Source organism: Variovorax sp. 22077, assembly GCF_052044195.1.
Lineage (GTDB): Bacteria > Pseudomonadota > Gammaproteobacteria > Burkholderiales > Burkholderiaceae_C > Variovorax > Variovorax atrisoli.
Genome location: NZ_JBQEQC010000037.1, coordinates 19,459 through 41,264, shown reverse-complemented (window position 1 = coordinate 41,264; position 21,806 = coordinate 19,459). Strand labels below are relative to the sequence as shown.

Annotated in this window: 17 protein-coding genes and 3 pseudogenes; 11 read left to right on the top strand and 9 right to left on the bottom strand. The window is 64.1% G+C overall.

The annotated features are described in order from the left end of the window. Nucleotides 1-112 precede the first annotated feature (112 nt). Together ACTJLF_RS32870 and ACTJLF_RS32865 are read left to right on the top strand one after the other, a co-directional pair. On the top strand, nt 113-658 hold the full coding sequence (locus tag ACTJLF_RS32870) for a 2OG-Fe(II) oxygenase (protein ID WP_440884740.1): 546 nt from the start codon (nt 113-115) through the stop codon (nt 656-658). Nucleotides 659-735: 77 nt separating this feature from the next. Beyond that, a complete protein-coding gene (locus ACTJLF_RS32865; protein WP_145762084.1) occupies nt 736-1,713 on the top strand; it encodes an IS5 family transposase in 978 nt (325 codons plus the stop codon). A 248-nt stretch (nt 1,714-1,961) separates the two neighbouring features. Here ACTJLF_RS32865 and ACTJLF_RS32860 read toward each other — a convergent pair whose 3' ends face one another. From ACTJLF_RS32860 to ACTJLF_RS32840, 5 genes are all read right to left on the bottom strand, one after another. Continuing rightward, entirely contained in the window at nt 1,962-2,960 is a 999-nt protein-coding gene (locus tag ACTJLF_RS32860; protein WP_157773730.1) for an alpha/beta hydrolase, read from the bottom strand. Nucleotides 2,961-3,006: 46 nt separating this feature from the next. Beyond that, nucleotides 3,007-4,677, bottom strand: a complete 1,671-nt coding sequence (locus ACTJLF_RS32855) for an HAL/PAL/TAL family ammonia-lyase (RefSeq protein ID WP_026346465.1) — start codon at nt 4,675-4,677, stop codon at nt 3,007-3,009. 5 nt (nt 4,678-4,682) lie between these two features. After that, on the bottom strand, nt 4,683-5,810 hold the full coding sequence (locus ACTJLF_RS32850; RefSeq protein WP_019655379.1) for a branched-chain amino acid ABC transporter substrate-binding protein: 1,128 nt from the start codon (nt 5,808-5,810) through the stop codon (nt 4,683-4,685). 50 nt (nt 5,811-5,860) lie between these two features. After that, on the bottom strand, nt 5,861-7,147 hold the full coding sequence (locus ACTJLF_RS32845; protein ID WP_440884739.1) for an MFS transporter: 1,287 nt from the start codon (nt 7,145-7,147) through the stop codon (nt 5,861-5,863). A 73-nt stretch (nt 7,148-7,220) separates the two neighbouring features. Then, the gene (locus ACTJLF_RS32840; protein ID WP_019655377.1) at nt 7,221-8,309 is read right to left on the bottom strand and encodes a succinylglutamate desuccinylase/aspartoacylase family protein; all 1,089 of its coding nucleotides are present in this window, start codon (nt 8,307-8,309) and stop codon (nt 7,221-7,223) included. Between the two features lie 100 nt (nt 8,310-8,409). Between ACTJLF_RS32840 and ACTJLF_RS32835 the strand changes: the two genes are divergently transcribed. The 5 genes and pseudogenes from ACTJLF_RS32835 to ACTJLF_RS32815 all read left to right on the top strand — a co-directional run bounded on the left by ACTJLF_RS32835 (nt 8,410) and on the right by ACTJLF_RS32815 (nt 12,758). After that, entirely contained in the window at nt 8,410-9,318 is a 909-nt protein-coding gene (locus tag ACTJLF_RS32835) for a LysR family transcriptional regulator (protein ID WP_440884738.1), read from the top strand. A gap of 345 nt (nt 9,319-9,663) precedes the next feature. After that, nucleotides 9,664-9,870: pseudogene (locus ACTJLF_RS32830) on the top strand (ATP-binding protein); the annotation flags it as partial. A gap of 217 nt (nt 9,871-10,087) precedes the next feature. After that, nucleotides 10,088-10,285: pseudogene (locus ACTJLF_RS32825) on the top strand (integrase core domain-containing protein); the annotation flags it as partial. Between the two features lie 72 nt (nt 10,286-10,357). Continuing rightward, nucleotides 10,358-10,774 (top strand): annotated as a pseudogene (locus tag ACTJLF_RS32820) (IS3 family transposase); the annotation flags it as partial. Between the two features lie 115 nt (nt 10,775-10,889). Next, a complete protein-coding gene (locus tag ACTJLF_RS32815) occupies nt 10,890-12,758 on the top strand; it encodes a DUF1963 domain-containing protein (RefSeq protein ID WP_157773726.1) in 1,869 nt (622 codons plus the stop codon). A 26-nt stretch (nt 12,759-12,784) separates the two neighbouring features. Here the strand turns inward: ACTJLF_RS32815 and ACTJLF_RS32810 are convergent, their stop codons facing one another. Continuing rightward, on the bottom strand, nt 12,785-13,291 hold the full coding sequence (locus ACTJLF_RS32810; protein WP_019655371.1) for a hypothetical protein: 507 nt from the start codon (nt 13,289-13,291) through the stop codon (nt 12,785-12,787). 260 nt (nt 13,292-13,551) lie between these two features. Here ACTJLF_RS32810 and ACTJLF_RS32805 point away from each other — a divergent pair, with 260 nt between their 5' ends. Next, nucleotides 13,552-13,854, top strand: a complete 303-nt coding sequence (locus ACTJLF_RS32805) for a transposase (RefSeq protein WP_440884737.1) — start codon at nt 13,552-13,554, stop codon at nt 13,852-13,854. A 309-nt stretch (nt 13,855-14,163) separates the two neighbouring features. Here the strand turns inward: ACTJLF_RS32805 and ACTJLF_RS32800 are convergent, their stop codons facing one another. After that, entirely contained in the window at nt 14,164-16,140 is a 1,977-nt protein-coding gene (locus tag ACTJLF_RS32800) for an SMI1/KNR4 family protein (RefSeq protein ID WP_440884736.1), read from the bottom strand. Nucleotides 16,141-16,312: 172 nt separating this feature from the next. Between ACTJLF_RS32800 and ACTJLF_RS32795 the strand changes: the two genes are divergently transcribed. Next, nucleotides 16,313-16,858, top strand: a complete 546-nt coding sequence (locus ACTJLF_RS32795; RefSeq protein WP_019655369.1) for a hypothetical protein — start codon at nt 16,313-16,315, stop codon at nt 16,856-16,858. A 136-nt stretch (nt 16,859-16,994) separates the two neighbouring features. On the opposite strand, the gene ACTJLF_RS32790 is transcribed toward ACTJLF_RS32795, so the two are convergent. Together ACTJLF_RS32790 and ACTJLF_RS32785 are read right to left on the bottom strand one after the other, a co-directional pair. Continuing rightward, complete coding sequence (locus ACTJLF_RS32790) at nt 16,995-17,969, bottom strand: hypothetical protein (RefSeq protein WP_019655368.1); 975 nt, start codon at nt 17,967-17,969, stop codon at nt 16,995-16,997. Nucleotides 17,970-18,069: 100 nt separating this feature from the next. Beyond that, a complete protein-coding gene (locus tag ACTJLF_RS32785; RefSeq protein WP_440884735.1) occupies nt 18,070-18,555 on the bottom strand; it encodes a hypothetical protein in 486 nt (161 codons plus the stop codon). Between the two features lie 1,538 nt (nt 18,556-20,093). On the opposite strand from ACTJLF_RS32785, the gene ACTJLF_RS32780 reads away from it, so the two are divergent. After that, complete coding sequence (locus ACTJLF_RS32780; protein ID WP_019655365.1) at nt 20,094-20,774, top strand: DJ-1/PfpI family protein; 681 nt, start codon at nt 20,094-20,096, stop codon at nt 20,772-20,774. Between the two features lie 36 nt (nt 20,775-20,810). After that, a complete protein-coding gene (locus ACTJLF_RS32775; RefSeq protein WP_440884734.1) occupies nt 20,811-21,791 on the top strand; it encodes a tripartite tricarboxylate transporter substrate-binding protein in 981 nt (326 codons plus the stop codon). Nucleotides 21,792-21,806 lie beyond the last annotated feature (15 nt).

Here is a 21,806-nt window from a genome sequence, read left to right as displayed (position 1 = left end):
CACAGCCGGTTTGGGCCCGTTCACGATGCTGTCGCGACCGGCTACAGTCGGCCAGGAGCGGTCATCCGCCTTTGTTGCAGGATTCACATGCTCTTAAACCTTGACGTATCGCATGAACCGAATCGATGTAGCCAGTGGGATTTTCGTAATCGACCGGTTGGTCGACCTGGCCGAATGCGAGGCCCTTGTTCGGCGAGGTGAAGAAAATGGGTTCGAGGCGGCTCCCATCATCACGGCTCGCGGCACGCAGGTGGACACCGCGACACGAGACAACGACCGCTACGTCTTTGATGATTCGGCACTCTCAGAGTCGCTCTGGCTGCGTGCCCGAGGCATGATTCCCGGCGCGATAAACGGGCGCAAAGCGATCGGTCTAAACGAACGCTTTCGCCTTTATCGCTATAGCCCGGGCCAGCGCTTCAAATGGCACTCAGACGCTCCATTTCATCGGCCGAACGGGGATATCAGTCTCCTAACATTCATGGTTTATTTGAACTCTGACTACGAAGGAGGCTCGACTCGATTTGAAGGCGCAAAGGTCATGGGCAGTATGGGGCAAGCCTTGGTCTTTGAACATGGCCTGATACACGAGGGTGCCGAGGTCCTGAAGGGCATCAAATACGCGCTGCGCTCCGATGTCATGTTTGGACCACGCTGACCCTCTAAGGAACGTCTGATCAAGTCCACGGATGGCCAATCTGAACGTTGATCACGGATGCTGAAGGATCGCCAACGATGAGCCAGATCAGTTTTTCGGATGCTGAGCACGCGGGTAAGAGGAAGAAGACGCGCCGGGAGATTTTCCTTGCCGAGATGGAACTGGTGGTGCCCTGGAGGGCACTGCTCAAAGTCATCGAACCGCACTACCCGGTGGCAGGACGTGGGCGCCGGCCGTATCCGCTCGAAGCGATGCTTCGCGTGCACTTGATGCAGAACTGGTTCGCGCTGAGCGATCCGGCGATGGAGGAGGCACTTTACGAGATCGCCTCGCTGCGCACGTTCGCGGGGCTGGGGCTGGAGTCGATTCCCGACGAGACGACGATCCTGAACTTCCGTCACCTGCTGGAGGCCAGTGATCTGGCCGAGGACATCTTCAAGCAGGTCAACGCCCACCTGGCCAAGAAGGGTCTGCTGCTGAAGCGCGGCTCCATCGTTGACGCCACGATCATCGCGGCGCCCAGTTCGACCAAGAACGAGAGCGGCGAGCGAGACCCTGAGATGCACCAAACGAAGAAGGGTAACCAGTGGCACTTCGGGATGAAGGCTCACATCGGTGTGGACGCAGATTCGGGGCTGGTGCACACGGTGGCGACCACTGCAGCCAACGAGGCGGACGTGGAGCAGGTGAGCGATCTGCTGCACGGCAAAGAAAACGCGGTGTGGGCAGACTCGGGCTATCGCGGAGCACAGAGCCGAGTGAAGCAGGATGTGCGATGGCACATTGCGGGGCGCCCCAGCGACATGGCCAAGATGCCAGAGGGCCGAGCCAAGGCCAGAGCGCGCAGGCAGGAGTTCCAGAAGGCCAGCATCCGGGCGAAGGTGGAGCACCCGTTCCGGGTGATCAAGCGGCAGTTCGGCCTGGCGAAGGTGAGGTTCAAGGGGCTGGCCAAGAACACGGCGCATGTGATCACGCTGTTTGCGCTGTCGAACCTGTGGATGGCCAGAAGGAAACTGATTGCGATGATGGTGCAGGTGCGCCCGCAGGCAACGTGAAGGGGCCACGGGGGCTCTCAAACGCATGGGATCCTCGGTGAGACGAGCCTGCGAGCGCAACGGCCCAACCACGAACCTTCGCCGACAAGCCAATTTACGACTTGATCAGACGTTCCCTAAGTCAGAACGGATAGCAATCATCCGCGAAAGGATGGACTTAGACACGGTTGCGACCTGCACTCGCAATGCCATGGCTGCATCAGGCAAGCTGAACTCCTTGCGTTAGGCTACTTCATGTGATTTGGGGGTCATTCAGTCCTGATCAAATCCAAGGCCGCGCGACCGAACGTGCCATACGGATTTCCCAGGGTCTCGAGTTGTTCGAAGTGGTTGTAGAACTCGGCCTTGATCAGCTGGGCTTTGCGGCCACTTCCGATCAACGCATCGACCAACGCGCGGGATTGCCGCTGATACTCTGGTGTGTCCAGCGAGCCGTGCCCGACAGTGGCGGCGCAGGCAAAATGGGACGCATTCTGCAGGGGACTGAGCGCGGCGACCACCTGCTTGTCGGTAAGCCGAACGTAACTGCTTCGCTCGGACAGGCTGACGGGTTCAAGGTCGTAGATGCCACTGAGTAGCAGTGCGGATCGGAAACCATCCGGATAGATGCCCTGCTCTGTCTTCCAATCGTGCGTGAGCGCGACCGCCAAGAGGTGTGCCCCTGACGAGTGACCCGAGAAATGCAGCCGCTTGGCATCACCCCCGAACGTCGATGCATGTCGTGCTATCCATGCGATGCTTTCCCGGACTTGCCTGGCGAGGGCCACCAGGTCGCCGGCGAGGTCCTTGACCGAGGCAAAGTCAGGGATCACGAAGTGGACGCCCGAATTCACGAACATCTCGGCCAGGAAGACATAGTCCCTGGCGTCGGTGATCACCCACGCACCACCATGGACGAAGACATGGACGGGCGCGTTCGGGCGGCTCGTCCGGTAGATGTTCACGAACTCACTCGCCGAGGCGCCGTACTGCAGACGCTGCGGTGCTACGAGCCTGCCTGCCACGTCGTCACTTCGGCTGCGGTAGCGGTGCAGCACCTGCTGGCTATTGGGCGCATAAGCGAGTTGGTCGAAGGCCTGGTCGAGCTGCTTCTGAGTCAGCCCACGCCACACCACCGGACCTGCCGGTACAGGCCTGTCCTCCTGCGCGCCCATCGCAGCCAAGGGCGCCGCCGCACAGCTCAGGGCGCAGAGCATGGCATGGCGGCGCCCGTTCGGCGGCTCTCGGCTGTCTGTTGGTTTCTTCATGCACGTGTCCTGAAGGGTGGATTGCGATTTGGAGGAATGAGAATGCTCAAGACAGGCCCGTCTGGGGCCATAGCGGCCCGACGGCATCTTCGACGGCGCGCAAGATGCTCCCATCCTCTACCAGGGACCTGAGGATCTCGATGTCCTCGAAGACCCAACGATCATTTCCAAGCGATGCAGGCAGGTGGACCCTCACGGCGTCCCAGGCAGCCTGGGTGCCGGTCCCGACGTGAAATGCCGCCAGGTCTCGCTCGGCTAAGTCCAGCGCCTGCGTGGCCAGCAGCATCTCGACCGCAACCACCGTCTGCGCATTCCGGACCACCGTGCGCGAGCGTCGCGCCGCAACGCACGAATTGCTGATGTGATCCTCGGTGTTGCCCTTGGCGGGCAGACTTGTCGCACTCGCGGGGCTGCAAAGACCCATGTTTTCTAGGACCAGGGCCGTGCCCATGCTCTGGACGCCCGTCAGGCCGGTGTTCACGCCCGCGCGCTCGGCGACCAGTCCGGCGGGCAGATCGAAATTGCAGGCGGGATCGACGAGACGGGCACTGCGGCGATCGCAGATGGCCGACAGGTCCGTGATGACCAACGCCAGCAGGTCCATCGCCTGCGCGATGTACTGCCCGTGGAAGTGTCCGCCCGAGACGACCTGGTAGCTTGGATCGTCCTTGAATATCAACGGGTTGTCCGTTGCGCTGTTCATCTCCGTCGCCAGGATGCGGTCGATGTAGTCCAGTGCGTCGCACACGGGTCCATGCACCTGCGGCGCACAGCGCAAGGAGTAGGCGTCTTGGATGCGCGGTGGGATCGGCGGCACGTGCGGCGACCCCGCTAGCGTGTCATCGAGCCCAGCCATGCTGCGCAGACGCACTTGGCGGGCTCCTTCGCTGCAGCGTTGCGTGCCGTCCAGCACCCGGCGCATCGATGCAGCCACGGCGCGTTGCCCGGGATGGGGACGCGCCAGCATCACGCGTTCGTCGAAGCAAGAGGTTTCGCAGCGAAGTGCCTCCAGCGACAAGGCCAGCGAGATCGTGGCGTCGCTCAGCAGCCGTCGCGCGTCGTGTGCCGTCAAGACCGCATACGCCAGCGAGGCCGCGGTCCCGTTGATGAGGGCCGTGGCGTCCTTGGCCTGGACATCCATCGTCGCGGCCATTCCCGCCGCCATGAAAGCGTCGGCGGCCGCCATCGCCCGGCCCTGAAAGTCGACCTTGCTCTGCGACAGCCCCATCATGGCGCCGGCCATCATCGCGAGGGGTGCCAAGTCTCCGCTCGCGCCCACGCTGCCTTGCGCCGCGATCCGCGGGGTGATGCCGTGGTTGAGCATGGCGACCAGGCGATCCACGATCGCCGGGCGCACGCCCGAATAGTCACTGGCAAAGGCGTTCACGCGCAGTGCCATCATTGCACGCACGACTTCCGTAGGCACGGGCTCCCCAGTGCCCGCCGACGCCGCACGGATGAGATTGGTCTGGAACTGCGCGATCTGATCCGCGCCGACCCGGACGTTCTTGAAAGCCCCCACACCTGTGTTGAAGGCATACATCAGCGGCGCATCGTCTGTGAGCCAGTGATGATCGATGTACTGCCTCGTTGCCTGCAGCTGGGCGCGTGCCGCCGCCCCCAGTTGCACCGGCGCATTGAAGCGGGCAATCGCGACCAGGGCGCGAGCATCGAGACTGCGCCCATCGAGAACTACCGAATGGAGAGGGGCATCCATCCTGCTCACTCCAAAGGCGTCTTCACGCCGTTCCTGTAACTGTTGAGAGTGATCGCGGGAGCCTGCAGGTCCCCCGCTTCATCGAAGCGGACGTGCGTCGAGACGCCCTTGAGATCGGCGGCGAAAATCCTGGGGCCGAACTGGCCCGGCTCCACGGAGTTCGCCCGCTTCATCGCGTCGGCGACGACCATGAATCCGTCATAGGTGTAGGGCGAGAACAAGACGTACTCATTGGGAAAGCGAGCGTCATAGCGCTTCTTCCATTCGTTCCCGCCCGGCATTCGTGCCAGCGAGGCACCGCCCTCGGCGCACACCACACGGGACAGAGGCGGCGCGTTTCCGGCCAGTTCGCCCAGGTGGCTCGTGCAGATGCCGTCTCCACCGAGCATGCGCGTGTCGCTCATGCCGAGCTGATGCATCTGGCGCAGCATCGGGCCGGCCTGGCCATCCCCGCCTGCAAAGAAGATGGCGTCCACGTTCTTGCCTTTGATCTTTGTCAGGATCGCAGAGAAGTCAGTCGCCTTGTCATTCGTGAACTCCTCGGCAACCACTTCGATGCCAGCCGCTTTGGCGCGCGCCTTGAAAACCTCACTGACCCCCTGACCGTAGGCCGTGCGATCGTCAACCAGGGCAACCGTCTTCACCTTCAACTCCCTCGCTGCATAAGTCGCTACGGCTGCTCCCAGCGCCTTGTCGCTCGCCAGCATGCGGAACGTGTTCTTGTAGCCCTGTTGGGTGAGTTTGGGATTTGTGGAACCAGGACTGAGAAACGGAATGCCACAGTCTCGGTAGATGCGCGATGCGGGGATGGCGGAACCCGAGTTGATGTGGCCGATGACGGCTGCCACGCCGGAATCGCAGAGCTTCTGCGCAGCAAGCGTGCCCTGGCGTGGATCACCGGCATCGTCTTCGGTTTCGAGTTGAAACTCGATTCGTTTGCCAGCGATGACCAAGCCTTGGGCGTTCAGGTCGTCGATGGCCATCACGGCCGCGTTGCGCGTGTCCTTGCCATAGTGCGCCATCCCGCCCGAAGTCGGCCCGACATGGCCGAGGCGCACGACCTGGACCGACTGGGCCAGCGCACCGGACGGGCCGACAAGTGAAGCGATGAGCGCGAGATGGATGGTCTTCATGATGATCGAAATGGGTATGGGTATGGGTATGGGTGTGAGGGTTGGGGCGACTAGCGAACGCCGTAGCGGCGGGCGCTGCGCAGGGCTACGAGACTGACAAGGACACCGAAGACGACGTAGAAGGCCGGCGCGATCTTGCTGCCGGTCGCCGTGATCAGCCAGGCGCTGATAAAGGGCGCGAAGCCACCGAAGATGGCCACTCCCAGGCTATAGCTCACCGACAGCCCCGTCCCCCGAGTGGTCGCCTGGAAGAGCTCGGACATGGCGGCGGCGATCGGACCCCAGTAAGCCGAAGCGATCACACCGATGGCCGTGACCGTGAGCATCAGCGTGGCCACGGAGGGATGGTTCACCATGAACCAGAACAGCGGGACGATCACGACCAGCATCGCAAGTGCCGAAGTGCGCATCAGCGCAACGCGCCCGATGCGGTCGGAAAGGCTGCCGAACACGGGCACCAGCAAGAACTGGAGCAGGCCGAGCCAGAAGGTCCCGGCAAAGGATACGGATGGTGGCAGACCGAGCTGTCTGACCGCGAATGTCGGCATGAACAGGCCGGTGTAGGCGAGGATCGAGGCAAGAATGATCAGCCCCATGGCGGTGAGGGTGCGTCCCCGCTGGTCGATGAGCGTCGTGCGCACCGGGCTCGGCTCCTGCACGGACCTGGCGAACTCGGCGCCTTCACCGAGATGCCGGCGGATGTAGAGACCAACCGGCCCGATCAGCAATCCGAAGACGAAGGGGATTCGCCAACCCCAGGACAACAGTTCCTCCTGCGTCAGCAACGTGTTCAATCCGATGCCGAAGCTGGCCGCAACGAAGGTGGTGATGCCCTGGCTGGCAAACTGCCAGCTGGCGAAGAAACCGCGGCGTTTCGGATCCTGTTCGGCAAGTAGCGCCGTCGCACTACCGAATTCGCCACCGGCCGCGAAGCCCTGGATCAGGCGTGCAACGATCAGGATCGCCGGCGCCCACAAGCCGATCTGGGCGAAGGTCGGCGTCACCGCGACGAGCAAGGTGCCGCAGAGCATGAGACCCATGGACAGGCTCAATGCGCGTTTTCGGCCGGCCGCGTCCGCATAGGCGCCCAGAACGACGGATCCGACGGGCCGCATCACGAAGGTCACACCGAAGGTGCCTAGAGCGACCAGCAGCGAGACCGCCGCGTTCTCTGCCGGAAAGAACAGCTTGGCGATCGTGACCGCCATAAAGCCGTAGATAACGATCTCGAACCATTCGAGCGCGTTGCCGATCGAGATGGTGGTGATCACCTTGAGTGTGCTCGGCGGCGCGACTGCCTGTCTGCCGGGCAAAAGGGAGGCCGTAGGGTTGCTCATGATGTGCGGTGTGGGATTTGGTGGGCATGCAAGGCGGGGAGGGCAATCGGGGCGACGGACAAGATGGCGCGGATCAATCGCTACGCGTAGCAACGACGCAGCACAGGTTGCCGGCCTGGATCCGACCAGGATGGCGTCGGGCGAAGACGATCCCGGCGTGCGCGCAACGCACCTCGACGGGCACTTGTCCAGGGTCGGTCGGCGAGTGAATCAGGCCGACAGGTTGGCCCGTCTCCACCCCGTCGCCGACGGCATGGAAGCATTCGAAGACACCGTGGCTGGGCGCCAGGACGAACCCGTCCATCCCCGGCACCCGGTAGATCGGCGCCGCGACCACCTCGGTGGGGGAGAGGGGGCCATCCAGGACGCCCCAGTGACGCAGCACGTTGACGACGCCTTTTCGGCAGGTGTCGAGGGCAATCTGGCTGACGCTCCCGGTGCCGGCCATCTCTGCACCGACGCAGGTCAGCCCCGCGGCGACGGCAGCAGCAATGCTGGTGCGCGTGTCGCCCAGCGCATCGCTCACCATCACCAGCGGCGCTCCGAAGGCCTGGCCCGCTTCCAGACTGCGCTGGGTCAAGCGCGCATCGCTCGACGACTGGACCATGGCGCAACGTGCGATGTCCATCGACGAACCGCCTGAGTGCAAGGTCAGCAGCGCGTCGCTTCGGCCGAGGACCTCGTCGCTGACGAAGGCGGCGATCTGCTGAGTGATCGATCCCGCATGATCCCCGGGAAAGACGCGATTCATGTTGAGCCCGTCCAGCGGCGAGGTCCTCCGGCCGGCGTCTACGGCCGGACTGTTGATGGCCGGTACGACGATGAGGCGACCGTGCAGCCGCGAGAGATCGAGGTTTCGGATGAGTTCGCCCAGGACGATCTGTCCTTCGTACTCGTCCCCGTGATTGCCCGCCTCGAGGGCAACGGTGGGCCCTGTTCCATTCGCAAGCACGGCGAGCGGCACTCGAACGGTTCCCCATGCGTCCTCGTCGGGTGACTGAGGGATATGGAAGAAGCCGATCTGACGGCCCGGCTTGTCGAAATCGATGCGCGTGAACGCCGAGGCGCTCTGCGGATTCAGGGCGCAGAGGCTGCGGCGACTCTTGCCCGAATCGCGAAGGATCGGGTTCGAAGCGTCTGCTACGTCGCTCGAAAGATTCATGCGTGCTCTGAGTGAAATGTGTGTTGACATCGATGCTAGGCAGGACATCTGGCCGTCACAATTACCGAATTCCGATCCCGCATATACCCTTGAGGCATACATGGAGCTCCGCCAACTTCGCTACTTTCTGGCCGTCGCTGAGCACGGAAGCGTGGCGGCGGCCAGCCGCGTTCTGCACATCGCGCAACCCGCCCTGTCGCGACAGATTGCATCGATCGAGGACCAGATGGGCAGTCGGCTGTTCGACCGTCTCCCTCGCGGTGTCGCATTGACCCGCGCGGGCAGGGAGCTCGTCGGGCGGGCCGCGCGCGTGTTGCAGGATGCGAATGAACTGCAGCAGCATGTCGCGCAAGCGGCGACGGGAAGCGTCGGTACCCTGCGCGTCGGCGTCATGCCGGGCCACAGCGCACTGCCGGCACTTGGCAGTGCGATTCAGGTCTTTACGCAGGATTCGCCGGAAGTCACGATCGCCCTGGAGACGCAACTGTCAAACAACCAGATGGCGGCGATCAAAGAGGGCAAGTTGGATGCGGGCCTCGTGGTGTGGCGCTCGCTTCTTGATCCGACACTCGCGGGCGAACTGATACACCGCGACGAGATGGTTGTCGCCATGCCGCGCGCCGTGTCGCTGGCGAAGGGGCGAGTCCGGCGCCTCAGCCAGTTATCGACGGAGCGCTTCGTCCTTTTCCCAAGGGATCGATCGCCATTCCTGTACGACATGGTCGTCCGGTCATTCGAACTGGCCGGGGTCAAGTCGCTTGCAAGCCCGACGGCCGCCGACATGCCGGCCTTGATGGGGTTGGTGGCAACGGGCGTCGGCTGCGCGGTGGTGCCTGCGTCGTACCAGCAGCAATGTCCATCGAACATCGTGCTGAAAAGGGTCTCAGGCCTGGAGATCGTCTGCGAAATTGAACTCGTCTTTCGCACGGACAATCGCGATCCCCTGTTGCTCAAGTTCGTCGATGTCGCGCGCTCCGTGGCAAGGAATGTGGTCCGGCGGGACCGCTGAGCTCACCGTGGCCTTGCGCGGCCATGCGGGCCCCGACCATCCGGGCATCGGGTCGACGCCGCGCTCCGGCAGGGCCGAATGGCGTAAGACATCGCTCAAGAGTCTGCACGTCGAGCGGTGCCACGTGCCCACCGCCAGAGAAAGTATGCGGAAGCGCGTTCGGCGGCGTGGGGGGGAATGCCATGACACGGGCTGGCGCAAGGTGTCACGGCAGCCTCAGGGTGCGCGCAGCGTTCGCGTTTCGCACGGTCGTTCGCCGAAGCGCGAGCGGTACTGGGCCGCGAAATGGCCAATGTGCAGGAAGCCATACTTCTCCGCGACGGTACGCACCCCCGCATGACCCGGTACGAGCGCACCAGCGTGACGATCACCACCAATCTGACGTTGGCGGAGGGGTTCAGTGTGTTCGGCGACGCCAAGATGACCACAACGCTGCTGGATCGCTTGGCCCATCACTGTCACATCATCGAGACGGGCAACGAGTCCTACCGCTTCCGCCACAGCACGCACGAAGCCAAGGGGTGCATCGAAACGCGCGAGCAGACCAGGAGGGCAGCGGCCGCCCAGATGAGCGAGGTCGTGGAGGAAGGGGCCTCGCCTGAAGGGTCGGCAATACCAACCACCGGTTCAAAAAAGAGGAGGGCCCACCGAGGCATCCGCCCTATGGTTATTCACAGGTGGCTCCTAGCGGAACCAGCTCCAGCCCCCGGTCAATGTTCGATTGGCACCCCCCGCTGGTCTCGATTGCACTGGCGCTAACACCACCGTGCTCAACGATCCGGGAAAGCCTTGGCAGAACGGCACCGACGAAAGCTTCAACGGCAAGTTCCGCGACGATTGCCTGTCCATCGAGTGGTTCCGCTCACGCCGCGAAGCCGCTGTTCTGATCGAAGCTTGGCGCAATCACTACAACGAGGTACGTCCCAACAGCAGCCTGCAATACCTGACGCCGGCGGAGTTCAAATAGGAACTCCACAAAGAACTGCAACCCGCCGTCTTCTAGAAAAACTGTCTCGACTAAACCGAGCAGGTCAACAGCATGACCTCGCAGCTGGTGGCCGATGCGTTGATGATGGCAGTGTGGCGCCGGGGCAAGCCGGTCGCGTTGCTGCATCACTCCGACCAAGGAAGCCAATACACCAGCGAGCACTTCCAGGAGCTGCTCAAGGAGCAAGGCATCACCTGCAGCATGAGCCGCGCGGGTGAGGTCTGGGACAACTCGGCCATGGAGAGCTTCTTCAGTTCACTGAAGACTGAGCGCACAGCCAGAAAGGTGTACCGGTCCAGAGAACAGGCCCGAGCCGACGTGTTCGACTACATCGAGCGGTTCTACAACCCGACGCGCCGTCATTCGACGCTCGGCTACGTCAGTCCGGTAGAGTTCGAGAAAGCTCAAAAAGCTGAGGTCGGTGTCTATGAGACCGGCAGCAGCCCATGGCTTCTAAAGAGAAGATGATCGGATGCGGGCCTCCCTGATGCATGCGCGCAAAGGAATCGCAGCCACCTTCAAGAACTACCAGGGCCTTGCGCCTGCTGATAGGCTCGGAAGCCAGTTTCCCCGCGGAGCCCTCGTGTCCATCAACAAGTTCCAGATCGGCAAATGCGCATTCGAGTTCGACCCCGAGACGGAGGTCGCGTTTGAGGACGGTGGCATGTCCTTCCACCTCAAGGCCCGGCCCGTCGGCTACGACGAGGCGCGGCACACGCCGCCCTTCGACCCGGAGGGCTCCGACAATCCCGGGGCCGGCCGGATCGCTCCCTCGTTCCGGTCGTCGACCTTCCACTTCTACGACAACCACGACACGCCGAAGCGGCGCATCAGCTATCTCCAGAACCAGCCGACGAACGGCTTCTTCGCGCTCTGGGAGAAGGGCTTCGACTTCGGCACGCGCTTCTTCGGCGAGATCGACCTGCGCCCCGACCGCATCGAACTGCAGGGCCTGCTGCGGCACGACTACGAGACGGACGCGCAGGGTGTGCCGGTGCATGTGGTGTGGCATTGCCCGCCGGGAGAGGTCGAAGTGCGCCCGTACACCTACGGCAGCTTCGAAGAGGCGATGGACGTTCCGCCCGAGCGCGTGCGCCGGCTGTTCATCGGCGACTGGAACGGCCGCTGGCGCGACGAACTGCTGCGCTTCACCCGGCTCGAGCACCTGTCGCTGCAGCATGCGTGGGGCACTGATACGGCGAACTCGGCCACCACGTTCCCGGAATCCTTCTGCACGCTGACCCGGCTTCGCGAGCTGTACCTGCGCAGCCCTGTCTTCTCACGCCTCCCCGATGGCCTGGGTGCGCTCGAATCGCTGGAAGTGCTCTCGCTCGAGTACTGCCGCATCGAGGCATTGCCTGACAGCATCTCTCGGCTCGTGCGTCTGCAGCGCCTGTTGCTCGACGGAAACCGGCTTTCGACTTTGCCCGAGTCCGTGGGCAACCTGCCGGCCCTCATGTACCTGAGTATCAACAAGAACCCCTTCGAGTCGCTACCGGCCACGCTGAGGAACATCGAAAAGGTCGACGTCGAGAGAAAGAACGAAGCCCTGTTTCGCGACATCCGCTACCGCCCCGAGGTCGAGGCCGTGGTGGATCGCGAGGCCCTCATGGCACGCGGCAGTCCGCGGCATGTGGCGCTGCTGGGCGAGGCCCTCGCGCGGCACGGCCTCCAGCGCTACGAAGACGCACTCCTGCGCCATGCGCGCCAGGCGCTGCGCCTGCGCACCGTGGAACCCGAAGACTACGCGAGCCTGGGCAACAGCCGCATCGGCGGCAGGCCCGACCTGCCGCCCGACATCGACTACCCCGCGACCGACGGAAAACCCTGGCGCTTCTACGCGCAGATCGACCTGGCCGACATCGCGCCGCTGCAACCGTGGCTGCCGCGCTCGGGCCGCCTCTATTTTTTCGGCGAAGGCCAGGAAGAAGACGACGGCGTGCGCGTGCTGTATTCAGATGCGCCGGCCGACGCGCTGCGCACGCACGCTTGGCCGGAAGACGCCGAGTTCGCCGACGGCTGTAGCGTGTCCGATGGGTACGAGGGCTACAAGATCAGCGTCGAGGTCACCGTGTCGTTGCCGAATCTCTACAACGCCGGCAACGGGCGTCTGCTGGGCGACGACACCGTGCTGCTGGAGATCGACAGGGACGACGCGCTGCAGGAGGCCTACTGGGCACTCGAAGCCGAACTGGCTGGCGACGGCGAGCGCCGGAACGCCGCTCACCTGATGAACGCCCACGTCTTCACGCAGCACGAGAATCCGCAGGAGCAGGCATCGCGCGAGAAGGGCGGGCTGCCCGTGGAGTGGGTCAACCTGCTGACGCTGTGCTCCGACGGCAACCCGGGCTTCTGCTTCTGGGACGCGGGCACCTTCACCTTCAGCATCCACGAGAAGGACCTGGCGCTAGGCGATTTCTCCCGTGTGCACGGGAGCCTGGAGAGCAGCTGAGGCTGCTGCTGCCCGGTCGACAGCGGTCACGACACCCACCACGGCACCACGAAGAACGGACCCGGCTCGCCCGGCACAAGGAACAGGATGTCGCCCCTGCCGCAGGTCGGCCCGCATTTCAAGCCGAGGTAGCGGACCGTGATCCGGGGCTGAGCCTTGCCGGAGAGCAGGACGGATGCGATGCCCCGCTCCAGGAAGTCCGCGACCACGTGCTGTGCGTCGGAATCGGCAGGGCCCTGCAGCGCCTGGCAGCCGTTGGCGTCGGCAGTCGATCCGTCTCCCGCCGCCTTCAGCACCGCGGCGGCTCGTCGACCCTGGATGAGCGCCTGGCGCTCGGCCTCGGTGGCCCATGCGGTCGGCGCACCAGCGGCCATCTGCTCCAGTTCGCGACGCGAAAGCAGCACTGTGGCCTGTCCGCCAGGCACGGCGATGCACGGCCGGGGAAGCTCGCCCGGAAGCTCGATCGAACGCGATTCGTCGACTTCCTGGCCGGCAGCAGGGCGAGTGGCTTGGGCGGGCGGGATGGAGCTCATGAGTGCGAGTGCGGCAAGGGCGCAGCAGGCCAGTCTGTGCATCCGCAAGACTGTACCCGGCTCGATCGCTCCCGGCCGAGTTCGACAGCAGCAGCACGCAGTTCTTCCACGTGGTGCGACATCGTATCGACGCCGGCGCGGTGGCGCTGGAGCCTTCGCCGGCTTGGCGCATGTGCGGGCTGCAGGCGATTGCCCGACGCCGACATTCCCACCCGCATCCTGAGCGTCTTTATCGATGACCCATCGGCCCGGAAACTCCCATGCCAAGAGCTGGAGCACATGGCGTTTCCGACACTGGGCGGCAACTGCACGCGAACATCGGAGCCATCGAGCGTAGCCTCGCGCATCAGCTGCGCCAGAGTAGTGCGTGCAAGGCAGTGGCCGAGATTCCCGGCGTCGAGCTCACGAGGGCCACGGCTGTCGTCTCCAGCATGGGCTCGCCAACGGCGTTCAAAGATGGTCGGGATATCGCTGCCTGGATCGGTCTGGTCCCGCGGCAAACCGGCACGGGCGTGGGCCAGACAGGTGGGACCGGGACGGGAACACTCCGGCAGGGAAGTTGAGCCTTGAGCCCGATGTTCAGATGGGAGAGTCTGTCCCCGAATCAGTACCTCTCGGGATAGAAACTCCCGGCTCCTCTGACATCAACCTTGCTGCCTGCAGCCAGCAACGGCGGGCGAATTCGGTAGGCGTCACCCACTCCTACATACCCGGCCAGCTGTATTGCAGAGCTGCTGCCGCATCGCTGGTTGCCAACCACGGCTTGCTGATCCGCGCCGTCGTCAAGACGGGTTCGCCGCGCGCTTACATACTTGGCGCCTTCTTTGCACTCCTCATCGCCAGATACCGGGTCGAAGTGGTGACCCGGGCGCCTATCGCTTCCGCAAGGCGCCAGCCGAAGTCCGGTACTTCTTCTTGAGCAGGTCCCTCGGTGTCTTGCCTACATGGTTGCGGACCTCCCACGAGGCCCCCATATCGATCAACTGTTGCACGCTGGGCAAGTCGTGCTCGCTGTCGACATACCCGGCCATGAGGTGCAGCGCCGTGTTGCCGTCGGCATCCTGAGCGTCGATCTCCAGCCCCCAGCGCACCAGCTGGGGCCACAAGGTAATGGAATGGACATAGAGGCGCTGCCCCTGTTCCACCGCGAAATGCAGGCAGGTCTGGCCCCGCGCATTACGCCAGGCGGGATCGAAGGGCAGATGTTTGGCCAGCAGCTGGGCGCATGTGAGGTGCCTGCAGTATGCCCAGGCGTTGTTCCCCAATGAGTCCGTCAGGGCTGGATCGGCCTCGGCCGACAGGAAGGCCTGTACGGCCTCGGCGGGTGCTGTCTCCGACCATTCACCCAGCACATCCTGCAAAGGGGTGGTGCCCGTGTCACCGGGCGGAGGGCGGGAAAAGTCGTTCGCATCCAGGCCGTGATCGGCCAGTAGCTTGATCTGCTCCGGCGAGCGCGCATGGTGCATGGCCGTCCGACCTTGCAGGTCGCGCATATGTGGATCGGCGCCGGCAGCCAGCAGACGGGCCTGGCTCATGGGGCCTGTGCGCATCAGCATCGTGGTCGACGCTCCGCTGGATGCGGTGTCCCACCCTACGTTGGGGTTGGCTCCCGCAGCCAGCATGGCGTCGAGTACAGCGAAGTACTCGTCGTCTGACAGCTGTTCAGCGTCCAGCAGCCGGTGCAGGGCCGCGAAGCGCTCTTCGGGCCAGGGATCGATGCGGGCGCCGGCGCGGATCAGCCATAGCAGCGTCGGGGCCTGCGCCGTGGTCATGGCGGCCACGAGCGGTAGCTTGTGAGGCGCGAGCGAGGCACCATGGCGCAACAGGCACTCCAGCATCGCAAGATCGTCGCGCTTAGCGGCAAGGACCACGGCCGTGTTCTCGTCGTTGTAGTGATCGTCCAGGTCCGCGCAGTCCAGCCGGGCACCCGCGGCAATCGCCGTTTCTGCGGCGCGGATGTCTCCCTTGACCGCGGCCTCGAGCAATGCGAAATCGGCCGACGTGCTCGCACGTACGGGCTTGGGGCGCATCACGCCCCCCTCCGGGGCGAACGCTGGGTCGTCGGCCAGCCACATGCGCCAGCGCTCGGCGGCTGGGCCTGCGGTGTCCAGGCGCACGCGCTCGGGCCCCTCGTCGGCCGTGAACAGATCCCAGCAATGCCAGGTCGAGCCCACACAGCCCAGGGCCATCCAGCCGCTGAGGAATTCGAACAGGTCGGCAGCGAGCACATGACCGTGCAGGCCGTCCCGTTCATGGCTGAAATAGCGCACGGGCTGGCGAGCAGGGTCGTCGCTGCTCAGGTCCAGCACCAGCAGATCACCGTTGGGCAGGTGAAGGAATGGCAGATGTCGATCCCAGAGCGCCTGCATCGCGGTGGCCTCGGCGTCCTCCTCGTTTTCCCGCAGGTCCTCCACCCAGCCGTCAACCCAACTGGACAAGGCCTGGCCGGTGGGGTCGATCTGCTCCACGTCCCAGAGCGCTCCTGCGCCGCCTGCGTAACAGGCGGCGAATTTGCCATCCGGCTCGTCTTCGGCCGAGGTGCGCCAGCCGAAGGCGCAGGACGAGGCGCGGGTCAGCAGCCAGCGCAGTTGCGCGGGTAACGGGCGTCCCGTGCGCCGCATCAGTTTGGCATCGAGTGCATTCAGCGTCTTTCCGGAAACCGGTGCACCGAATGCCAGCGGCTCGATCTGCCAGCCGCGGCCGCTGGCCACTGACTCCATGGACGACAGCTGGTCATTCCAGGTCTTCCACAAGAGCTCGAGCCCAGGCGCGTCGTCCAGCGATGCTGAGCCGGCAGAGCGCCAGGAGAGAACAACGGGATAGCGCGCGACGCTCTTGGGTGTTGGCATCGGAAGAGTGTCGCATCATGGCCGCCTGTCCGATACTCGGATCGAGACGTCACCATGAACGGACCTGCGGCATACCGCGGGCGATATCGATCTGAACGAGTCGAAAAACTGAATGGGCCTGGAACTATCTCCAACCTGCACCAGCGGATGGGCGACCATCCCAAGGGTATTGATGGCCGCTGGCATCCTGCTGGGCACACCTGCATGGTCTGAGCTTGCATCCGCGAAGGGTGCCGGAAAGCCGGTTGACGCCTGGCGGAAGTTACAGCCGGGGTCTTGCACGCAGCTGGAAGCGAAGGATCGGGACCGCTTGCCAGCCGCGTGGACGCCTTACCTGGCGGCGACCCGCCGTTGCGAACTGGCGGCGCCCGGTGCACGGCCGCAGGTGGCGCTGGTCACCATCTTTGCATCCGCCTATTACGAAGGCAGACCGGCCAACGCGCCGTGGGAGAGCTTCCCGACACCGTTGCTGGTGGACAGCGAGTTTCGCTGTGTCGGCGGCATCGATCAGCTCTTTCCGTGGGATCAGCCGGCCATGCTCGAGCTCAGGCACGGGCGTTGGTTGGACGGCGTTCCGCAGGAGATTCGCGTCCATGTCGGCACGCCGAGCGTCGGTGGGGCGTATGAGCTTCCCACGCTGCACTGGAATGCCGAACAGCGTCGATACCAGGCTGTCGGCCACGCCGATCGCAAGGCGAATCCATGTCCACAGCCATGACCTTGGCTTGGGGCCGGCCCAAGGCTTCAATGCGCCTGTCGGGAAGGTAGCTCGTCAATCAAGGAGGAAGCAAAGGTGAATCCGAAGACTCGTTGGACGGCGGACTCCGGAAGCCGGCGCCTTCCGGTGGCCCGACTCAGAACTTGCTGCGAGTCCAGGGCGTCGCCTGGTTGGCCGGGTCATGCACGATGTACTGCATACGGGGCGCGGCGGGCTCGGTGAAGAACACACGGCCTCGACCTTCGAACGCACCCGCCGTCTTGAAGTTGTCCTTGACGATGCGGACCTCGCGTCCGAAGAGCTCCGCCACGCCGTCCCAAGCTGCGAACAGCAGGCGATCGCCCAGTGCCGCCACGCTGTTGAGTTGCATGGGATAGCGGCCAAACTCCGTGAAGCCCGCGGCATTGCCACGCAAGAGCCGTCCGTGGACGCCGGATGCGCAAACCATCACGGTCCGGTCAGGCAGCAAGGCGATCCCACCGAGCGATTCCCCTTCCGTGGGTGTCCCGGGAATGGGCAGATTGCGCCACCGCTGCCCGTCGTAGTGCAGCAGCGTGCCGACAGCCCCCACCGCGTAGACATCATCGGCTGCATGCCCACGGATGGTCCGGATCGTCTGGTCGGCCGTGCCGTCGCCGTCTCGCGTCTGGGTCCATTGCTTGCCATTCCAGTGGTACAGGTGTCCGCCGTGCACGCCCACATGAACGTCGTCGTCCGCGCTGCCCCACATGGCGGTGATATTGGGTAGCAAGCCTTTGACACGGTCGCGGGGCAGGGTCGAGACCGTCCAGGCCGGCCCTCCGTTCAATGCCTCGTACGCCAGGTCTCCCTCGGCCGCCGCCCACCCCGTCGATGCGGTGGTGCCCACACGCCCGTCGGCGCTGCCTACCCAGAGGCTGTCGGCAGGAGACACCCACAGCACACGAAGCGCATCGTTGGTCGAGAGGATGTGGACGGCCTGATCGCCGGCCTTGCTGCCGGGGGCGAGCCGATAGAGGCTTCCGACCGCCGCACCGACGTCCCCTGCAGGGTACGCCAGGCCCATGAACGCGATGCCTTCGGTGGTCTCCGCGACCTGATTGATTTCCCTTTGCAAGCCCAACTCCTTCAAGCAGCCCTGGTCCTTCGTATCGTCTCGCCGTGGACATCGACGCGCAGGACAACCGCAGCGTCGCCCGCACACCTTGCTCCCCAAACGTTGAAACGCCGCCTCAACCCTTCATGGGGAACGAGACCAGAACCGTCTTCACGGCCAATTCATCGTTGTAGTCGACCTTGATCTGCCGGCCGTCCTTCATCCAGATATCCCAGTAGACATCGCCATCCTCTTCCTCGGTTTCTTGCGGCTCACCGAAGGCTGCGAGCGCCTCGCCGCGGTTGCCGACCGGGCCGGCGGAAAACGGAACGGTTCCCAGGTAGGCGGACACCTTCGGCGCCCCATTGGGGTAGTAGAAAACGCCGCTCATCGCGTACGGGCCGGTGCCGATCGGATCGCGATAGTTCCGGGAGAAGAATTCCTTCGGCGTGAATGCGAGCGCGACACCGAGCGTGTTCAGCTGGATGAAGTCGATCGTCAGCTCCGCCAGCTTCTTCTCGGAGAGCGCTCCGATCGCCCCCCCATGGGCCCGGACCGCGTCGATCACGTTGTCGTCGGTATTGGTCATTCCGACCAGCGCAAACAGTCGTTCCGCATTCATGTTTCCATCTGCTTTCTCAATTGTTCCGGATCGATCCCGAATAGCTTAATCCACGCAAGACGGTCAGTTCATCCCCTCGGCTCCTGCAGCACGAGCTCGTGGCGCACGGCCCGCGCCAGGCCGAGCAGCTACGGTCCGAGGTCCTGCGCGATCGTCTCGATCGACTCCTGCGTCGAAAGGCTGACGTTCAACGCGTAGATGGTGCCTTCCACCTCCAGCGGTGTGGCCAGCGCAAACCACCTTGGGCTGCCAGGCCGCGGCGCGGAAGCCTTGTGCGAGGACGTCGGCGCACGCTTTCCGGATCTCGGACTCGACAGCTTTCCACTTGAGACGCCGTTGTGAAGAAACTGTAAGAGCTGGGTCCGGCGCTGTGGCGTGAGCGCAGCCAGGTATGCGCGTCCCAGCGAAGCAAGTTCCATCGGTACGCGCTGGCCGGAAGTCGCGAGACAAGGTACGGGCTCCCACCGAATGACCGGTTCTCTCAACGCGATCCGTAGCTGACGATGAAGCAGCTGGCGAACTGTCAAGAGCTTCTCGCCGGCATCTTCGGACTCACTGCATCTGCCGCGTGAGGTCTCTTCGGGAGACCGCGCACAGGCACTGCGATTCAGGGCGCCGGATGAAAGTGCGCCACCCATTGATCGCCCAGTTCGGTATCCGTCGTGGGGCAACTGGATGCTGGATATGTAGTCGCGGTGCCCACATCGGGCACAAGGCGTGAGCCCCGGCTCCGTTTGCAGGAGGGATCTTGGATCTATGGCATCAAACCAGTCCATTTTTTTATCTGCATCCCCACCGCAAAGTGCCAATCCAATATTGACCAGGGTGCCCCACTGACCTGCTGAGAATTCCAGCAGGGATTCAAGATGATCACCATGGACATGATTGGCAACGTCAGGCGCAAGAGGCTGCGCGACCAACTCTCTCAGCTAGATCGCAAAGCGCACGGGCCTGTCGCGCAATACGGTCAAGAAGTGGCTTCGGGCTTTCAGCGATGTTGTGCCGAAGTACGAACGGGTGAAGCTCGACGGCAAGCTCACGGGGTTCGAGCCGGCCCTGCATCAGGCTCTCACAACCGACAGCCATCGCCCCAAGCAGGCACCGCGCAGCGCTCGTGCCTTGTTTGCCGAGATACAGCCCCAGGGGCTACCACGGCGGCTACAGAGCCGCCACCGACTACATCCGGCGCCCGTACAAGACAGTGGTGCCTTGATATTGGGGGGGCGGGACCTTGTACGTCGACTTTGATCGTGCATTCGAGCGATCTGCTCCACACTCACTCTGCAACCGTGTCTCGGCGCTGCCGTCGGACATCTTTGCCATGTCGCTGGGGCGGCCCGCAACGTGCCGGTGCACAACGCGCACCACCCGCGCCTGCGCCCCGGTATCCGTAAGTCGAAACGATGTCGTGGCCGATGCAAGGTCGCGGAGTTCTAGCCTGCGCCTGGTCGTGGCAGAAACCGTGGGGATTCTGTCAATCAGGACCATGCCGTCGTTTCTAGACTGGGCCGCACCGAAACCCCTCGAGATCCCCGTCCATGAACATCGGCATTCTTGTTTTTCCCGACATCACCGCCATCGACTACGTCGGTCCCGCCGACCTGCTGGTGCGCATTCCGCACGCCAAGCTGAATCTGGTGTGGAAGCACACCGACCCCATCAGGACCGAACTGGGTTGGGAGTTCCGTGCCACCGCTTCCTACGAAAGCTGCGGCCAGCTCGACATGATCGTCGTGCCCGGCGGCCCCGGCATCGCCGCGCTACTGGAGGATGAGCAGACCCTGGCATTCCTGGCAGAGCAGGCCCCGGGGGCAGCCCTGGTCGTGGGTATCTGCACCGGCCCGATTGTTCTGGGCGCTGCCGGCCTGCTCGAAGGTTACAGGGCCACCTGTCATTGGGGCTCGCACGCGCTGCTCGAAGACGTAGGCGCGATACCGGTCGACGAGCGCGTGGTGGTCGACCGCAACCGCGTCACCGGCGCGGGCATGACCTCCGGCATCGACTGCGCATTGAAGGTGATCGCGCTGGCCAGCGGCGATGACGTGGCACGCAGCGTGCAGCTGTTCGCCGAGTACGACCCGCAACCCCCTTTCGATTGCGGCACGCCGCGCAAGGCTCCGGCTGCGCTGGTGGAAGCCATGTGTGGCAAGTTGCGCCCCGTCGTCGAACAGCGGCGTGCGCTGCTCGCGACGCGACGCGCGCGCGTCACCCCGGCTTGATCACCTGCGTTGTCGCTCATTTCATTGGAGGTTGACATGTCTCGTTCCATTTATTCGCAATGTCTCTTTCGTGCCTTGGCGGTTGGCATCTCGCTGTCGCTTTCGTGCCTGGCCGCGCAGGCACAAGGCGGCGGCCCGATCCGCCTTCTGGTCGGCTACACGGCCGGAGGCCCGGCAGACACTGCCGCACGCATCCTCGCGGAAAGACTCGGCACCGAACTGGGCCAGCCGGTGGTGGTCGACAACAAACCTGGCGCCGGCGGGCAAATTGCCGCGCAGGCGCTGAAGGCTGCGCCTGCCGACGGCAGCGTTCTCTTTCTTAGCAATACTCACACGGTGGTGACGGTACCGCTGACGGTGAAGAACCCTGGGTTCGCCACGGCGAAGGATTTCCGCACCGTGGGGGGCGTGGCCACCTTCGAGCTCGCGCTCGCGGTGAACCCGAAGACCAATGCCCACAACCTGAAGGAGCTGGGTGCGTGGTTCGCGGCGCACCAGAGCGAATCGGCCATCGGAGTGCCCGCACCCGCGAGTGCGCCCGAATTGGTGGCGGCCAAGGTGTCGCGCGCGCTGAAGGCCGACACCGTGGCGGCTTCCTATCGTGGCGCGCCGCCCATGGTGCAGGACCTGCTGGCGGGGCAACTGGCCGCGGGCGTGTCTAGCATCTCGGACTTCCAGCAGTACCACCAGGCCGGCACGCTGCGCATTCTTGCCGTGACGCGGAGCACGCCATTGCTGCCGGGTGTGCCCTCGTTCGCGGAGGCGGGCCTCGGCGGGCTCGACAACACAACCGACCTGCTGGGCATCTACGCACCCGCCGCAACTCCCGACGCGATCGTCGCGCGCTACAACACGGCGCTGAACCGTGTGCTTTCCAAACCCGATGTGCAGGCCAGGTTCAAAAGCTACGTGATGACCCCCGCGCCGATGACGCCTGCCGAACAGATGCAGCGACTCGCGCAGGCCTCCGTCGTGCTGTCGGCGCTGATGAGCGAGAGCCGCTTCGTGCCACAGTAGAGAATCGTCTTCATG

Excerpts from the sequence above, each read along its gene's own strand:
- ACTJLF_RS32870 (WP_440884740.1), top strand. The coding sequence starts at position 113 with ATGAACCGAATCGATGTAGCCAGTGGGATTTTCGTAATCGACCGGTTG.
- ACTJLF_RS32865 (WP_145762084.1), top strand. The coding sequence starts at position 736 with ATGAGCCAGATCAGTTTTTCGGATGCTGAGCACGCGGGTAAGAGGAAG.
- ACTJLF_RS32860 (WP_157773730.1), bottom strand. The coding sequence starts at position 2,960 with ATGAAGAAACCAACAGACAGCCGAGAGCCGCCGAACGGGCGCCGCCAT.
- ACTJLF_RS32855 (WP_026346465.1), bottom strand. The coding sequence starts at position 4,677 with ATGGATGCCCCTCTCCATTCGGTAGTTCTCGATGGGCGCAGTCTCGAT.
- ACTJLF_RS32850 (WP_019655379.1), bottom strand. The coding sequence starts at position 5,810 with ATGAAGACCATCCATCTCGCGCTCATCGCTTCACTTGTCGGCCCGTCC.
- ACTJLF_RS32845 (WP_440884739.1), bottom strand. The coding sequence starts at position 7,147 with ATGAGCAACCCTACGGCCTCCCTTTTGCCCGGCAGACAGGCAGTCGCG.
- ACTJLF_RS32840 (WP_019655377.1), bottom strand. The coding sequence starts at position 8,309 with ATGAATCTTTCGAGCGACGTAGCAGACGCTTCGAACCCGATCCTTCGC.
- ACTJLF_RS32835 (WP_440884738.1), top strand. The coding sequence starts at position 8,410 with ATGGAGCTCCGCCAACTTCGCTACTTTCTGGCCGTCGCTGAGCACGGA.
- ACTJLF_RS32810 (WP_019655371.1), bottom strand. The coding sequence starts at position 13,291 with ATGAGCTCCATCCCGCCCGCCCAAGCCACTCGCCCTGCTGCCGGCCAG.
- ACTJLF_RS32805 (WP_440884737.1), top strand. The coding sequence starts at position 13,552 with ATGCCAAGAGCTGGAGCACATGGCGTTTCCGACACTGGGCGGCAACTG.
- ACTJLF_RS32800 (WP_440884736.1), bottom strand. The coding sequence starts at position 16,140 with ATGCCAACACCCAAGAGCGTCGCGCGCTATCCCGTTGTTCTCTCCTGG.
- ACTJLF_RS32795 (WP_019655369.1), top strand. The coding sequence starts at position 16,313 with ATGGCCGCTGGCATCCTGCTGGGCACACCTGCATGGTCTGAGCTTGCA.
- ACTJLF_RS32785 (WP_440884735.1), bottom strand. The coding sequence starts at position 18,555 with ATGAATGCGGAACGACTGTTTGCGCTGGTCGGAATGACCAATACCGAC.
- ACTJLF_RS32780 (WP_019655365.1), top strand. The coding sequence starts at position 20,094 with ATGAACATCGGCATTCTTGTTTTTCCCGACATCACCGCCATCGACTAC.
- ACTJLF_RS32775 (WP_440884734.1), top strand. The coding sequence starts at position 20,811 with ATGTCTCGTTCCATTTATTCGCAATGTCTCTTTCGTGCCTTGGCGGTT.